The sequence below is a fragment of the Parashewanella spongiae genome (assembly GCF_004358345.1).
Lineage (GTDB): Bacteria > Pseudomonadota > Gammaproteobacteria > Enterobacterales > Shewanellaceae > Parashewanella > Parashewanella spongiae.
This window is the reverse complement of the sequence record NZ_CP037952.1, coordinates 1-15,661: the sequence shown is the minus strand read 5'-3', so window position 1 is coordinate 15,661 and position 15,661 is coordinate 1. Positions and strand designations below refer to the sequence as shown.

Here is a 15,661-nt window from a genome sequence, read left to right as displayed (position 1 = left end):
GTATTTAACTTCAATAATAAAAGTTAAATTGGGAGTTAACCCGATTTATTTAGGTTAAATGACACTTTTATAGAATTCGTACGCAAAGCTCAGGTTTACTGAAAGTGCCCCCCTTTCTTGTTAATGCCAGATATGAGATAACTATCAAGTTAATTTCAACGCAGTTAATAATAACGAGAATGGGAATTCCTAATGCAATCCAAATTCAACCCAATTTATACAGCTGTTGCATTGAGCTTAAGTCTGAATGCTGCTCATGCCAAAGATGATGAATCTAAATGGTTGGTCAACAAGCCTACTAACCAGCCGCTACAAACAGTAGATATCAATGTTAATCAAGGTACTTGGATGAACGTTTCTCTGAGCCCTGATGGAAAACATATCGTGTTTGATCTTTTAGGCGATATTTATCAAATGCCTGTTGATGGTGGTGAAGCTAAACCCATAGCAGAAGGTATCGCTTGGCAGATGCAACCAGTTTATAGTCCAGATGGTAAATATATCGCATTTACTTCTGATCAAGATGGTGGCGATAATATTTGGGTTATGGACGCTGATGGGTCAAACCCAAGAGCTGTTACCAATGAAACCTTCCGCCTGCTCAATAGTCCAGCTTGGAGTCCCGATTCACAATATCTTGTGGCTCGTAAGCACTTTACATCCAGCCGCAGTTTAGGTGCTGGAGAAGTTTGGCTTTATCATGTTGCAGGCGGTAAAGGCGTTAAATTAACAGAACGCCCAAATGATCAAAAAGACTTAGGCGAACCAGCCTATTCACCTGATGGCAGATATATTTATTTCAGTCAGGATGCTACACCAGGTAAAACCTTCCACTATTCAAAAGACTCAGTGAAAGGTATTTATAAGATTAAGCGTTACGATACCCAAACTGGAGATATCGAAGTTTTACTTTCAGGTACAGGTGGTGCTATTCGCCCAACGCCTAGTCCTGACGGCAATAAGCTTGCTTATATCAAGCGTGATGGTTTCCAATCATCTTTATATATTCTTGATTTGAAATCTGGCGAGAAAACGAAAGTCTATGGCAAGCTTGACCGCGATATGCAAGAAACGTGGGCAATTCATGGTGTATACCCAACCATGGCTTGGACGCCAAATAGCCAAGACATTATCTTTTGGGCTGGCGGTAAAATTAATCGTTTAAATGTTGAAGATAAACAAGTCGCCAACATTCCATTCAGTGTTAAAACGCAACGCCAAATCCAACCAGCCGTTAAATTCAAGCAAAACTTAGATCAAGATGTTTTCGATGTAAAAATGCTTCGTATGGCACAAGTCTCACCAAACGGGAAAAAAGTGGTTTTTGAAGCATTAGGCAAGCTTTATGTAAAAGACTTAATGTCTGGCAAACAAAAACGCCTTACTCGCTTAAATGACAACCTATCTGAGCTTTATCCACAGTGGTCTCGTGATGGCAAACGCATTGTATTCACTACTTGGAACGACAATAAACAAGGCAGTGTTCGAGTTATCTCCGCAAAAGGTGGTAAACCTAAAGTCCTAACTGCTGAACCAGGCAAGTACGTAGAGCCTACCTTCTCACCTGATGGTAAAACCGTTGTGTACCGCAAAGCCCGTGGTGGTTACATCACACCATCGACTTGGTCACAAGAACCAGGGCTGTACAAAGTTGATGTAAAAGGTAAGCAAACAGCAAAAATCACAGCAAGCGGTTACCAGCCGCAGTTTGGTGCGGATAAAGATCGCGTTTACTTTATGGACTTTGGCAAAACACCAGAATTCGCTTCAATCAGTTTAAATGGGCATGATAAACGCACACACTATACCAGCGAACATGCCACTGAATTTCGCGTATCACCAGATGGCAATAACCTTGCCTTTGCAGAAAGATTTAAAGTATTTGTCACCCCTTTTGCGAAACACGGAGAAACCATTCGCATTAGTCCAAGTGCCACTAACCTTCCTGTAACTAAGTTAAGTACCCGAGCTGGTGAAAGCATTAGTTGGAATGCTAAGGGTGATCAGCTTTACTGGACATTAGGCCCCGAGCTATACCAAGCAAAAGTTGATACAGATTATCAAGATATCCAAGATTCTAAACCAATCATAACTGATATCGGTTTCACTAAAAAGGCAGATGTTCCACGTGGAACAGTGGCATTTGTTGGCGGTCAAGTGATCACCATGGAAGGCGATAAGGTCATCAACAATGGTGTCGTGATAGTTAAAGATAATCATATCGTCGCAGTAGGAGATGTAAATACTCACATACCTGATGATGCAAAAGTCATTAAGATTAATGGCAAGTCAATCATGCCAGGAATATTTGATGCTCACGCTCATGGGGCACAAGCAGAAGATGAAATCATTCCACAGCAGAACTGGCAGCTATATTCAGGTCTTGCCTTAGGTGTTACCAGTATTCACGACCCATCTAATGATACGACAGAAATTTTTGCCGCCAGTGAACAACAAAAAGCCGGTAACATTGTAGGCCCGCGGATCTTTTCAACGGGTACCATTTTATATGGTGCAAATGCACCGGGGTATACTTCGCATGTCGATTCACTTGAAGATGCTAAATTCCATTTAGAACGCTTAAAAAAAGTCGGAGCCTTCTCTGTTAAGAGCTACAACCAACCAAGACGTAATCAGCGTCAACAAGTGATTGCAGCAGCCCGTGAGCTAAAAATGATGGTAGTACCTGAAGGAGGTTCATTACTACAGCACAATTTATCAATGGTCGCCGATGGCCACACGACACTTGAGCATTCCCTTCCTGTTGCATCAATATATAATGACGTGAAGCAATTTTGGAAAGCTTCACAAACGGCTTACACGCCTACGTTAGTTGTCGCTTACGGGGGCATCTCAGGCGAACATTATTGGTACGATAAAACCAATGTTTGGGAACACCCTCGCCTTTCTCAATACGTACCAAGCGAAATATTAGCTCCTCGCTCCATGCGCCGCACTACTGCACCAGATGAACACTACAATCACTTCAATGTAGCCAAAGTTGCGAAAGAGCTCACTGACGAAGGTATCGTAGCCAACATTGGCGCACACGGACAACGTGAAGGGTTAGGAGCACACTGGGAAATGTGGATGTTTGCTCAAGGTGGTATGACTAACTTAGAAGCATTACGAACCGCAACCATTAACCCAGCAAAAACCTTCGGAATGGACCACCAAATAGGCAGCATCAAAGCTGGTAAACTCGCTGACTTAATCGTTATCGATGGTAACCCACTCGAAGACATACGCACCACTGATAAAGTCACCCACACCATGGTCAACGGTAAACTGTTCAATGCAGAGACCATGAACCAACTGAACGGTGATGAAACAAAGCGTAAACCTTTCTATTTTGAAAGTAAGTTTTAACATTTTATGTAATTTGAAAATGAAAGGGTGTTTCACGTGAAACATCCTTTTTAGTAAAGGGAATTTGCAATTGAAAATAAATAAAGAAGCTACGAGTATATTTACCTATCCATGGTTTTATTTTTGGTCACTGTTGCCACTAATAACCAGTTTAATTTTAATATTTCTCGTAGCATTGCATCATGATTTATCTCTTGTTTCTCCAACAAAAAAATCATTGCAAATTTTTGTTGACTATATGGAAGTTCCCATAATCATAGCTTAACTATCTATTCCTTTAGGGACTGTTGCAGCGACAAACTTTAGAGCTAAACAGTTTCAATATTCATTAATAAATCAAGCGGAAACTAATAGACGTAATGAAGAAGAATATAGACACAATATGTTCTTCAAAGAAATGGATTATTTTAAAGGAAAATTTGCTTTAGAATTTTGTTAAGCAGTACCGATATCTTATAAACTTCAAAGAAGTTTCATTAGAAAAAATGAAAAGATTTAAGTCACTAGATTCCTGCCTTTGCAGGAATGACAAGTGATTTAACTACGCTGAGTTGTCCTACAATGACAACTCAACTGATGATCATCCACCATCCCTACTGCCTGCATAAATGCATAACAAATCGTTGGTCCAACAAAGTTGAAGCCGAGCTTTTTAAGCGCTTTTGACATGGCTTCAGATTCTGGCGTTTGGGTTGGGAATTCTTCGCTATTTTTAAAATTATTAACGATTGGGCTACCGCCGACAAAGCGCCAAAGAAACTCTGAAAAATCACCGCCCTCTTCGGTATATTTTAAGTATCCTTTGGCATTACGGATAATAGACTGCACTTTAAGGCGATTGCGAACAATGCCAGTGTTTTGCAGCAGCTCCTCTATTTTGGTTTCATCAAACTTAGCAATTTTTACAGGATCAAAATTAGCAAATGCGTCATAGTAATTTTGTTGTTTCTTCAGAATAGTAATCCAAGATAACCCAGCTTGTTGGCCGTCTAAACATAACTTGGCAAACAGCTCTAGTGGATCATAAACTGGTCGTCCCCAAACATTATCGTGATAATCTTGATAAAGAGGATCATTACTTACCCAAGCACATCTGACTAATTCCATAGTTTAAGACCTTATTTACTCATTGGTTAATGACGCAAAAGCTAGAAAATAACCTACATAACCCTGTAATGACAAGGTATAATCGATTTCAATTGTGTATGAAGCTTTTATCATTTATCGATAAAAATCGTATATTCTGTATTTAAAATATCATTAAGCAGTATTGTGCTGTCATACCAGCGAAGGCTGGTATCCAGTGACTTTTTCTGATTATAAAAAAGGCACTAGACTCCAGCCCTTGGCTGAAGTGACGACAAATAAGCTTGGATCCCTTTAACGTTCAACACCTGAAGTAAGCAGACGGTATGACCAGCAAACACGACATTAAGACTTTTCAGGGTTTTATTTTAACTCTGCAAGAATATTGGGCGCAGCAAGGTTGCGCTGTTATCCAACCTCTCGATATGGAAGTAGGCGCCGGCACCTTCCACCCGATGACTTTTTTACGCTCTATTGGCCCAGAGCCAATGAGTAGCGCTTACGTACAACCGTCACGTCGTCCAACCGATGGACGTTATGGTGAAAATCCAAACCGTCTACAACATTATTATCAATTTCAAGTGGTTCTAAAACCATCCCCAGATAATATTCAAGAGCTCTATTTAGGTTCATTAAAAGCCTTAGGAGTTGACCCTGAAGTTCACGATATTCGTTTTGTTGAAGATAATTGGGAGTCTCCCACATTGGGCGCTTGGGGACTTGGTTGGGAAGTTTGGATGAACGGCATGGAGGTCAGTCAGTTCACTTATTTCCAACAGGTTGGAGGCCTAGAATGCAAGCCTGTTACCGGTGAAATCACTTACGGACTAGAACGTCTAGCCATGTATATACAAGGTGTTGATAGCGTCTATGATCTCGTCTGGACCGATGGTCCTATGGGCAAAATCACTTACGGTGATGTATTCCACCAAAATGAAGTTGAACAGTCAGAGTACAACTTTGATCATGCAGATGTAGACTTCTTATTTGCTACTTTTGATAAGTGTGAAGAAATGTGCAACAAGTTACTTGCACTTGAAAAGCCTCTGCCACTTCCAGCTTATGAACAAGTAATGAAAGCATCACACGCTTTCAATCTTTTGGATGCGCGTCATGCCATTTCAGTCACCGAAAGACAGCGTTATATTCTGCGAGTGCGTGCTATGTCGAAAGGCGTTGCGCAAGCCTATTATGCCGCTCGTGAAGCATTAGGCTTCCCGATGTGTGACACAGTAAACGCCACTTCTCAGCAAAATAAACAAGATAAGTAAGGAGTAACAACAATGACAACTGAAAACTTACTTATTGAAATTGGTACTGAAGAGTTACCACCAAAAGCACTGCGTACTTTAGCTGAATCGTTTTTAGCCAATATGACTGAAGCACTCACCAAAGCTGAATTAAGCTTTGGTGAAGCCAAGTGGTATGCCGCCCCTCGCCGTTTAGCGTTAAACATTAAAAACGTCGCCACAGCGCAGCAAGATAAAATTGTCGAAAAACGCGGTCCTGCCATTGCTGGTGCATTTGATGCCGACGGTAACCCAACCAAAGCCGCTTTAGGTTGGGCACGTGGTAACGGTATTGAGATTGCTGACGCTGAGCGTTTAAAAACCGATAAAGGCGAATGGTTATTACACAATGCAAAAGTTGAAGGTAAAGCCACCAGCACATTGATTGCTGATATGACGCAAAAAGCCTTAGATAAATTACCTATCCCTAAACCTATGCGTTGGGGCAGCAATTCAACTCAGTTTATTCGTCCAGTGCATACCGTTACTATGTTACTCGGCAGTGAGCTGATTGAAGGTAAAGTGCTCGGTATTCATTCTGCACGCACCATTCGTGGTCACCGCTTTATGGGGCAAAGCGAATTTGAATTAAACCACGCTGATGATTACCTCAGTCAACTTAAGTCTGTAGGTAAAGTAATGGCGGACTTTGAACGTCGTAAAGCCATCATCAAAACCGATGCTGAAAAGGCGGCTGTTGAATTAGGTGGCATCGCTGACTTAAAAAATGAGTTACTTGAAGAAGTAGCGTCTTTAGTTGAGTGGCCAGTAGTTTTAACGGCTAAGTTTGAGAATGACTTCTTAAACGTGCCATCTGAAGCCTTAGTTTACACCATGAAAGGCGATCAAAAATACTTCCCAGTATTTGATAAGCAAGGTGAGCTGTTACCAAACTTTATCTTTGTTACAAATATTGAGTCTAAAGATCCGCAACAAATCATTGCCGGTAACGAAAAAGTTATTCGCCCTCGCCTAGCAGATGCTGAGTTCTTCTTTAATACCGATAAGAAAAAATCATTAGAAGAGCGTTTACCAAGTCTTGAATCTGTCGTATTCCAAAAGCAATTGGGCACTTTAAAAGATCGGGTAAATCGTATCAGTGATATGGCAGCTTATATTGCAGAGAGCCTGAAAGCGGATGCCAAAAATGCTGCTCGTGCAGGTTTGCTATCAAAAGCAGACTTAATGACTGAAATGGTCATGGAATTTACTGACACCCAAGGCACTATGGGCATGCATTATGCTCGCCTTGATGGTGAAACTGAAGCAGTAGCGGTAGCCATTGCAGAGCAATATTTACCTAAATTCTCTGGTGATCGAGTACCAGAATCTCATGTATCTTGTGCCGTAGCCTTGGCTGAAAAGTTCGATACTCTAGTGGGTATTTTTGGTATTGGCCAAGCACCAAAAGGCGCGGCGGATCCATTCGCACTTCGCCGTGCTGCCATTGGTATTTTGCGCACTATTGTTGAAAACAAACTGCCATTAGATTTAGTGGATTTAATAGCAAAAGCGCAATCATTACATGGCGACAGTGTAAGTAACGAAAACACGGCTGATGATGTACTGCAATTCTTAATGGCTCGCTTCCGCAGTTGGTACCAAGATAAAGGCGTTTCGGTAGATACTATTTTAGCCGTTTTAGCACGTACACCAACCCGTCCTGCAGATTTTGATGACCGTATAGCGGCCGTAACTGAATTTAGAAACCGTGAAGAAGCCGCCACACTTGCAGCCGCCAACAAACGTGTTTCTAACATTCTGGCTAAAGTTGAAACTATAGTCAGCAATGAAGTAAACCATGAGTTACTTCACGAGAACGCTGAAAAAGCTTTGGCAGAGCAATTAGTGGCACTTGAGCCGAAATTGGCTCCGTTGTTTACAGCAGGAAACTACGCGGAAGCTCTAAACTTACTTGCGGGTTTACGTAATACGGTGGATCAATTCTTTGAAGATGTCATGGTAATGGCAGATGATGAGGCGCTTAAGCATAATCGTTTAGCGCTATTAACTCGTCTTCGCGAGCAGTTCTTACACGTTGCTGATATTTCACTGCTGCAATAATTCCCAAAGTAAACAGAGTGTTACAAAAATTAATACCGAGGGTGGTTAAGTTTTCTTAACTGCCCTTTTTATTTTTCTACTCGGGTTAAAAAGGGATCCCTTTATGCTCCCATAAACAACAAAGTGCAATCTCAGGTGTCACCAAAAAACCACTGTGCAGAGTTAGCTCTTTACAAAGAGCACCAATTTTTGCACTTTCTTGATGTTCATCTTCAACCTCGCTATGGGTATAGTATTCCACCCAAAAATCGCCTTCACCAAAATCGATAATACTACATTGTTGTTCAGCAACTTCACTATTAACAATGGTTAAGTTTGGCACTCCACGATTAATTTGCTCCGTCTGTACAGACCAAAGTGCCATTGACTGTGGTAACAACTGACTCCCTAAAAATTCAAGGGAACTGGATTTACTTTCTCCAAACGAAAGCCTTTGCCAATGCTCCATTTTTTGCTCATTAGTCAGTTGCGTGTTTTTTCTATCAATATCAACAGTGTCACCATTCATCAGCTCAAGATGATAATTCCATCGCGAAATATCTCCCTTGAATTGTTTGTGAATATTCAAGCTACCTTCTGCATTCACCCCAGCTTTAACTTGATTCATTAGACTTGCTGCATCATCACTTTCTATAGCAACTTCCAGACTGATATTCAGCGAAGTGATACATAATCTTATTGTGTTCGGTTTTTGACTGGGCTGTATGATAAATTGAGATTGACAATGCTCATAGGATAAAGAGCGCAATGATAAAAAGCTTTTGATTTTTTCGCTTGAATCTTTACTGTGAAATATTTTAGTACACAATGATTTTGCAACAGAAACATTCGATTGAGTAACAAAATCAAGTAATGCATCCCATAACCTTTCTATGGAAGAAGACTGTTTATTTGCTTGCAACTGTTGGATTTGATCTCGATTGATCTGACGATTTCTAATTCCACCAAAGATCATTAATTCAGACATCAGGGGATACGCGGCTTTATTGGGTAAATTATGAGCTAATTTTATTCCCATTAAATAGAAACAACAAATAATACGACTGGTGAAAAGATTAATTATTAATCATTTTAATTTTTGATTGATTTAGGCATTAAAAAAGGAAGCCTTGGCTTCCTTTTTAATCAAATAAACTCTTAGGGATGTCGCAGTTCAAATAATACCAATTTAAATTTCAACGCTTAATTTGTCATACCTGCGAACGCAGGTATCCAGCGACTTGTGCCCAAATTAACCAAAGACTCTGGACTCCTGCGTTCGCAGGAGTGACGATAAAATTGGTATACATTCTTCCGCCACGTCCCTTAGGGAGCTAGCGCACCAATATTTGTCATACCAGCGAAAGCTGGTATCCAGTGGTTTTTATAGAAAAAAGCAAAGGCACTAGACTACCGTCATACAAAACTGTCGTTACTTCGTTTCCAGCCTGCGCTGGAGTGACGAGAACTCATCGGTATACTTTCTTCCGCAACTTTCCTTACTAGGGTCTATTGATCTTTCAGGATTAAATTTTGTGCTATTTGAGCATTTATCTGTTCAAGGCGTGAGCAGTGATGCTTAGCCATCTAAGTGAGCTGGTCACAACACAGAACAGTGAATGCTCAAAAGCATCGAAAAAAGAGAGAGCGTAAATTGGTCGCTCTTTCTAAATCAAAGGTGCTGCGTTATCGTTTTCTTATTTGGAAACGAAGTAACGACAGTTTTGTATGTCGATAATAACCAAACCTCACAAACTCTGCCTTGCATAAAATAACCAATTTATCGCTGCAAAAACAATCACGAAAGATCAACAGACCCTAGCAATTAAACATCTAAGTTAGCAACGTTTAGTGCATTTGATTCAATAAAGTCACGACGAGGTTCAACTTGATCCCCCATCAGTGTCGTAAACAACTGATCGGCTCCAACAGCATCTTCAATGGTTACTTGTAACATACGACGCTGATCAGGATCCATGGTAGTCTCCCATAATTGTTCGGGATTCATTTCACCCAACCCTTTATAACGCTGGATATAAAGACCACGTTTTGCTTCATTAACAATCCAGTTTAGTGCGTCGATGAAATTATCTACTTCTTTAACACGCTCACCACGTTGCACAAAACCGCCGTCTTCAATAAGACCGTTTATTTCAGCCCCAAGATCGGCAATGGCTTGGTAATCGTTGGATAAGAAGAAGTCGTTATTGAAAAGATAAACCGTATCAATACCGTGCTTACGAACATTAATACTTGGCAGGTACACTTTACGTTCATTATCAAGCACTGTACTGGCCGTATAAATGACCCCACCACTTTCAATATCCGTTAAGTTTTCCACGATTCCATTACACCACTGAGTCATGCTGGCTTCATCTGCCATCATTTGAGCATCAACTTTTGGTTGATACAGCATGCGATCAGTAATATTTTCAGGATAACGTTGATTTAAACGAGCAATAATAGCTTCAACTTCACGATATTGATTTACTAATTTTTCAAGTGGTGCACCTGAAATTCCCGGCACGCCTTTACTTGGGTATAAACTCGTACCATCTAATGCCAACATGGTTAGGTATTCAGTCATCGCAGGCTCATCTTTGAGGTACTGCTCTTGTTTACCTTTTTTCACTTTAAATAATGGTGGTTGGGCAATATAAACAAAACCACGTTCAATGAGTTCTGGCATTTGACGGAAGAAGAAAGTCAAAAGCAAAGTACGGATATGAGAACCATCCACGTCCGCATCGGTCATAATGATGATGTTATGGTAGCGTGTTTTATCAGGATCGTATTCGTCACGGCCAATACCACAACCTAATGCGGTGATAAGTGTCGCCACTTCCTGAGAAGACAGCATTTTATCAAAGCGGGCTTTTTCTACGTTAAGGATTTTACCTTTCAACGGCAAAATAGCTTGGTTTTTACGATTTCGGCCTTGTTTCGCACTTCCGCCAGCCGAGTCCCCTTCCACGATGTAAATTTCAGATAGACCAGGATCTTTTTCCTGACAATCGGCTAATTTACCCGGCAAGCCACCTAAATCTAATGCCCCTTTACGACGAGTCATTTCACGAGCTTTGCGAGCCGCTTCACGAGCACGAGCCGCATCAATGATTTTGCTGACAATTAATTTAGCGTCAGCTGGGTTTTCTAATAAATAATCATTCAGTTTTTCACCCATGGTTTGTTCTACAGCGCTTTTTACTTCACTTGAAACCAATTTATCTTTGGTTTGTGAACTGAATTTTGGATCCGGTACTTTCACCGAAATTACCGCTGTTAACCCCTCACGAGCATCATCACCGCTGGCGTTAGTTTTGCCTTTTTTGTTGAAGCCTTCACGCTCCATATAACTATTCAAATTACGTGTTAATGCACTACGGAAACCCGCTAAGTGAGTACCACCATCACGCTGAGGAATGTTATTGGTGAAACAAAAAATATTTTCTTGGTAACCATCATTCCACTGCATGGCTACTTCAACGGTAATGCCATCTTCACGCTCTTGCATGAAATGAAATACATCTTTGTTTACTGTGGTTTTATTACGATTAAGGTAATCAACAAAAGCACTAATACCGCCATCATACTTAAAGTATTCTTCTTTATTCTCACGCTCATCGCATAAAAGGATACCTACGCCAGAATTCAAGAACGATAATTCACGAACACGCTTGGCTAAAATATCAAAGTGGAAAAGTAGATTAGAGAATGTCTCTCCACTGGGCCAAAAACGAATTTCTGTACCGGTTTTATCCGTATCACCGATAGTAGCAATTGGCGCCTGAGGCTCACCCATCTTATAAAACTGCTCATAGACTTGACCATCACGACGGATAGTCAGCTGAAGCTTTTCAGATAAGGCATTAACCACTGAAACACCAACGCCATGTAAGCCACCAGATACTTTGTAAGAGTTATCATCAAACTTACCACCGGCATGTAAAACCGTCATGATGACTTCAGCCGCTGAAACGCCCTCTTCTGGGTGAATTGCAACTGGAATACCACGACCATCATCTTTAACAGAAACACTGCCGTCGCTGTGAATGGTGATTGTGATGTCATTACAATGGCCTGCTAAAGCTTCATCGATAGAGTTATCGACCACTTCGAACACCATGTGATGCAAGCCGGTGCCATCATCGGTATCGCCAATATACATCCCTGGTCTTTTACGTACTGCATCAAGGCCTTTTAGTACCTTGATACTCGAAGAATCGTAACTATTCTCTGACATATTACTCTCTCAAAGGTTGTTCAATTACCGTAACATTTCCCTGTTCCACATGAAACATCCTGTCAGGGGGGCAATGTAACGAATCAACTATCGCAGCAGGATCAATCGCGGTAACAAAAAGTTGTGCACCGGTGTCTGCTAACTGTTTCAATAATAACTGTCTGTGGCCAGCGTCTAACTCTGACGGTAAATCATCCACCAGATAAACACTGTGCTTATTAATTTGTTGCTTTAGCAATTTACCTTGAGCTATTCGCAATGCACAAACCAGTAATTTTAATTGACCACGAGATAATGCATCCTGAACAGGCATGCTACCAACCCGTAATCGTAAATCAGCTTTATGGGCACCACTACCAGTGTGACCACTGGCAATATCGCGAGCATACTGACTTTGTAACTGCTCTGAATACGTGGTTTTACTGTCCCAGCCTCGGGTGAAACTCACTTTCACTTCAACTTGAGGTAAAAACTTCTCAATTATACCTGTTAATAGCTCATTTAACGAGTGAACATACTGATTTCTAATTTCAGTCACTTGTTCAGTATAACGAATTAAATCTCGGTCCCAATACTCTATTTCTTGATAACTGGATTCACGCTTAAGCAGCTGATTTCGCTGCTTTAATATTCGCCTAACATTACTCCACGCTAAATAAAATTGTGGATCAGTATGAAACGCGCCCCAATCGATAAATTGACGTCTTGCTTTTGGGCCTTCAAAAAGCAGAGCAAAGCTTTCGGGGGTGATAACTTGAATAGGTAATGTTTCGGCTAAGGTGGACAAACGCTGTAATTTATTTCCATCTAAACGGACTTCAATATCACCATTGCGATGTCGCCTTAATCCTAATTTAGCCTGACCTTTATCTAAATTGAGTTGAGCAAAAAGTGTAAGTTGATCGCTGTCGCTCTTGATCACCCGCTGAGACAAATGACTTCGAAATGAACGTCCCATCCCTAAGAAATATATTGCCTCAAGTAAACTGGTTTTTCCGCTTCCATTTAAGCCATAGATCAAATTCAGCCCACCGCTTAATTGCAACTGGGCTGAATCAATATTTCTAAAAGAAGTAATTTGTAGTTGAGCTAAACTCATTTAATACTCAATGCAGACATCCACAGCATTACAGGCGCATTGGCATAACCACATACATAGAATCTTCTGCTTCGTGATTTTCAATTAATGCACTGGAATTATTATCAATTAAAGTGATACGAACATCATCAGCACTGATATGATTCAACACGTCTAATAAATAGCTCACGTTAAACCCTATCTCTAAGGTTTGGTTATCATACTCAACATCAATAATTTCTTCCGCTTCTTCTTGCTCTGGATTGTTCGCGGTAATTTTCAGTAAATTATTTTCAAGCTGGATCCGCACCCCGCGAAACTTTTCATTGGATAAAATAGACGCTCGCAGTAAAGCTTGTTTCAACTGATTACGGCTGGCTATAACAATTTTGTCACCGCCTTTAGGCAGTACACGCTCATATTCAGGGAAACGTCCATCTACCAGCTTACTGGTCAATTGAGCAGTATCTGTTGCAATTCGAATCGCATTCTCACCAATAGATATCGTCACCTGTTGAGCATCTTGATCTAGCAAACGCACCATTTCAACCACACCTTTGCGAGGTACGATAACTTGTTTTTCTGGTAAAGAAGCTTCAACTGTACGATGACTTAGGGCTAAACGGTGTCCATCGGTCGCAACAGCTCGCAGTACGCTGCCATCGGTTTCAAGCAATAGGCCATTGAGATAATAACGTACGTCTTGGTTAGCCATTGAGAACTGCGTCGAGTCAATGACTGAGCGCAATGTACTTTGTGCCAATGAAAAATTAATATCAGCTGTAAAAGAATCAATGTTTGGGTATTCATCTGCTGGCAAAGTCGCTAAGCTAAAACGACTACGACCTGAACGTAGCAGCCATTTATTATCTTGTTGTTCAACATACAGTTCACTTTGATCAGGCAAAGACTTCACAATATCCAACAACTTTTTGGCTGGCACAGTAGTTTTGTCTTCTTGTACTTCACCATTTACACTTGCTTCACCAACCAATTCAACTTCTAAATCTGTACCTGTTAACTTCAGTGAGTTACCACTTACTTCGACCAGAAGATTGGCTAATATAGGTGAATTATTTCTTTTTTCTACTGCTCCACACACTAATTGCAAAGGTTTTAATAGGGCATCCCTATCAATAGAAAATTTCATAATGTCCAATTCCCTGATTATTAAGAAGACAACGTTCTAATTAAATTAGCATAATCTTCTTTAATGTCATGATTTTCTTCGCGCAACTGCGCGATTTTTCTACAAGCATGCAAAACAGTAGTATGATCTCGCCCGCCAAAGGCATCCCCTATTTCGGGTAAACTCTGGTTAGTAAGTTCTTTAGCGAGCGCCATGGCGACCTGTCTAGGCCTTGCTACGCTGCGAGAGCGACGCTTAGATAACATATCTGCCATTTTAATTTTGTAGTATTCAGCGACTGTTTTTTGAATATTATCTACAGTTACTAATTTTTCTTGCAGAGCCAATAAATCACGTAATGCTTCACGCACAAAGTCAATAGTAATTGGGCGACCAGTGAAATTAGCATTAGCCATCACTCGGTTCAACGCCCCTTCTAATTCACGAACGTTTGAACGCAAACGTTTGGCGATAAAAAACGCCACTTCATGAGGCAGACTGATGTTACTCTCTTCCGCTTTTCGCATTAAAATCGCAACACGGGTTTCTAATTCTGGTGGTTCAATCGCAACTGTAAGTCCCCAACCAAAACGTGATTTAAGTCTTTCTTCTACGCCATCTATCTCTTTTGGATAACGATCTGAAGTTAAAATGATCTGATGGTTACCTTCCAATAATGCATTAAAGGTATGGAAAAACTCTTCTTGCGAGCGATCTTTATTGGCAAAAAATTGAATGTCATCGATAAATAATGCATCAACACTTCGATAATAGCGCTTAAATTCTTCAATGGCGTTATTTTGTAAGGCCTTAACCATGTCCTGAACAAAACGCTCAGAGTGCATATAGATGACTTTCGCGTCTGGATTATTTTTAATGATCCCATTACCGACCGCATGCAATAAGTGGGTTTTACCTAACCCCGTTCCACCATATAAAAATAATGGATTGTAAGCACCACCAGGGTTTTCAGACACCTGCATTGCAGCCGCTTTACCCAATTGGTTCGATTTACCTTCAACAAAATTATCAAATTGATAAGTTGGATTAATATTACGACGATGATTTGGGTTTGGAATATTTGCAGCCGCTTGTGGTGCAGGCGCATTTTTTTTAGGCTTAGACCGGGTTGGTTCGAAGCCCACTGTCGTCGGCACAGGTGAAGCCACTTTTGCAGTGGGTCTACTGCCAATATCAAAACGTAATTTAGGGGCGTTACTGCCAAGCTGCTCAATTAAAAATTGATTGATAATGTTGATGTATTTATCACGCACCCAGTCAAGTACAAAACGGTTAGGTGCATACAGAACTAATGTCTCTCCATCCATTTCAGCTTGTAACGGTCTTATCCACATGCTGAATTGCTGAGCAGAAAGCTCATCTTGCAGCCGTCCGATACATTGTTGCCAAAGCGAAACTGCCAC

General features: G+C 40.8%; 9 protein-coding genes. 3 read left to right on the top strand and 6 right to left on the bottom strand.

Annotated features, from left to right (window positions below; translation table 11 throughout):
• Nucleotides 1–192: 192 nt before the first annotated feature.
• Complete coding sequence (locus E2I05_RS00045; protein ID WP_121853569.1) at nt 193–3,369, top strand: amidohydrolase family protein; 3,177 nt, start codon at nt 193–195, stop codon at nt 3,367–3,369.
• Nucleotides 3,370–3,906: 537 nt separating this feature from the next.
• Here E2I05_RS00045 and E2I05_RS00040 read toward each other — a convergent pair.
• The gene (locus E2I05_RS00040) at nt 3,907–4,476 is read right to left on the bottom strand and encodes a DNA-3-methyladenine glycosylase I (RefSeq protein ID WP_121853570.1); all 570 of its coding nucleotides are present in this window, start codon (nt 4,474–4,476) and stop codon (nt 3,907–3,909) included.
• 305 nt (nt 4,477–4,781) lie between these two features.
• On the opposite strand from E2I05_RS00040, the gene glyQ reads away from it, so the two are divergent.
• Both glyQ and glyS read left to right on the top strand, forming a co-directional pair.
• Nucleotides 4,782–5,726, top strand: a complete 945-nt coding sequence (glyQ, locus tag E2I05_RS00035) for a glycine--tRNA ligase subunit alpha (RefSeq protein WP_121853571.1) — start codon at nt 4,782–4,784, stop codon at nt 5,724–5,726.
• A 12-nt stretch (nt 5,727–5,738) separates the two neighbouring features.
• Nucleotides 5,739–7,808: a glycine--tRNA ligase subunit beta gene (gene glyS / locus E2I05_RS00030; protein ID WP_121853572.1), complete on the top strand. Its 2,070-nt coding sequence runs from the start codon at nt 5,739–5,741 to the stop codon at nt 7,806–7,808.
• An 85-nt stretch (nt 7,809–7,893) separates the two neighbouring features.
• Here the strand turns inward: glyS and E2I05_RS00025 are convergent, their stop codons facing one another.
• The 5 genes from E2I05_RS00025 to dnaA form a co-directional block, all read right to left on the bottom strand.
• Complete coding sequence (locus E2I05_RS00025; RefSeq protein ID WP_121853573.1) at nt 7,894–8,826, bottom strand: hypothetical protein; 933 nt, start codon at nt 8,824–8,826, stop codon at nt 7,894–7,896.
• A 786-nt stretch (nt 8,827–9,612) separates the two neighbouring features.
• Nucleotides 9,613–12,030, bottom strand: coding sequence for a DNA topoisomerase (ATP-hydrolyzing) subunit B (gene gyrB, locus E2I05_RS00020; RefSeq protein WP_121853574.1), 2,418 nt, complete (start codon nt 12,028–12,030; stop codon nt 9,613–9,615).
• A 1-nt stretch (nt 12,031) separates the two neighbouring features.
• Nucleotides 12,032–13,129: a DNA replication/repair protein RecF gene (gene recF, locus E2I05_RS00015; protein WP_121853575.1), complete on the bottom strand. Its 1,098-nt coding sequence runs from the start codon at nt 13,127–13,129 to the stop codon at nt 12,032–12,034.
• A gap of 28 nt (nt 13,130–13,157) precedes the next feature.
• Nucleotides 13,158–14,258, bottom strand: a complete 1,101-nt coding sequence (gene dnaN, locus E2I05_RS00010) for a DNA polymerase III subunit beta (RefSeq protein WP_121853576.1) — start codon at nt 14,256–14,258, stop codon at nt 13,158–13,160.
• 20 nt (nt 14,259–14,278) lie between these two features.
• Nucleotides 14,279–15,661 carry a chromosomal replication initiator protein DnaA gene (dnaA, locus tag E2I05_RS00005; RefSeq protein ID WP_121853577.1) on the bottom strand — a complete coding sequence of 461 codons (1,383 nt, stop codon included), beginning with the start codon at nt 15,659–15,661 and terminating at the stop codon, nt 14,279–14,281.

Excerpts from the sequence above, each read along its gene's own strand:
- E2I05_RS00025 (WP_121853573.1), bottom strand. The coding sequence starts at position 8,826 with ATGGGAATAAAATTAGCTCATAATTTACCCAATAAAGCCGCGTATCCC.
- E2I05_RS00045 (WP_121853569.1), top strand. The coding sequence starts at position 193 with ATGCAATCCAAATTCAACCCAATTTATACAGCTGTTGCATTGAGCTTA.
- dnaN (WP_121853576.1), bottom strand. The coding sequence starts at position 14,258 with ATGAAATTTTCTATTGATAGGGATGCCCTATTAAAACCTTTGCAATTA.
- glyS (WP_121853572.1), top strand. The coding sequence starts at position 5,739 with ATGACAACTGAAAACTTACTTATTGAAATTGGTACTGAAGAGTTACCA.
- recF (WP_121853575.1), bottom strand. The coding sequence starts at position 13,129 with ATGAGTTTAGCTCAACTACAAATTACTTCTTTTAGAAATATTGATTCA.
- glyQ (WP_121853571.1), top strand. The coding sequence starts at position 4,782 with ATGACCAGCAAACACGACATTAAGACTTTTCAGGGTTTTATTTTAACT.
- gyrB (WP_121853574.1), bottom strand. The coding sequence starts at position 12,030 with ATGTCAGAGAATAGTTACGATTCTTCGAGTATCAAGGTACTAAAAGGC.
- E2I05_RS00040 (WP_121853570.1), bottom strand. The coding sequence starts at position 4,476 with ATGGAATTAGTCAGATGTGCTTGGGTAAGTAATGATCCTCTTTATCAA.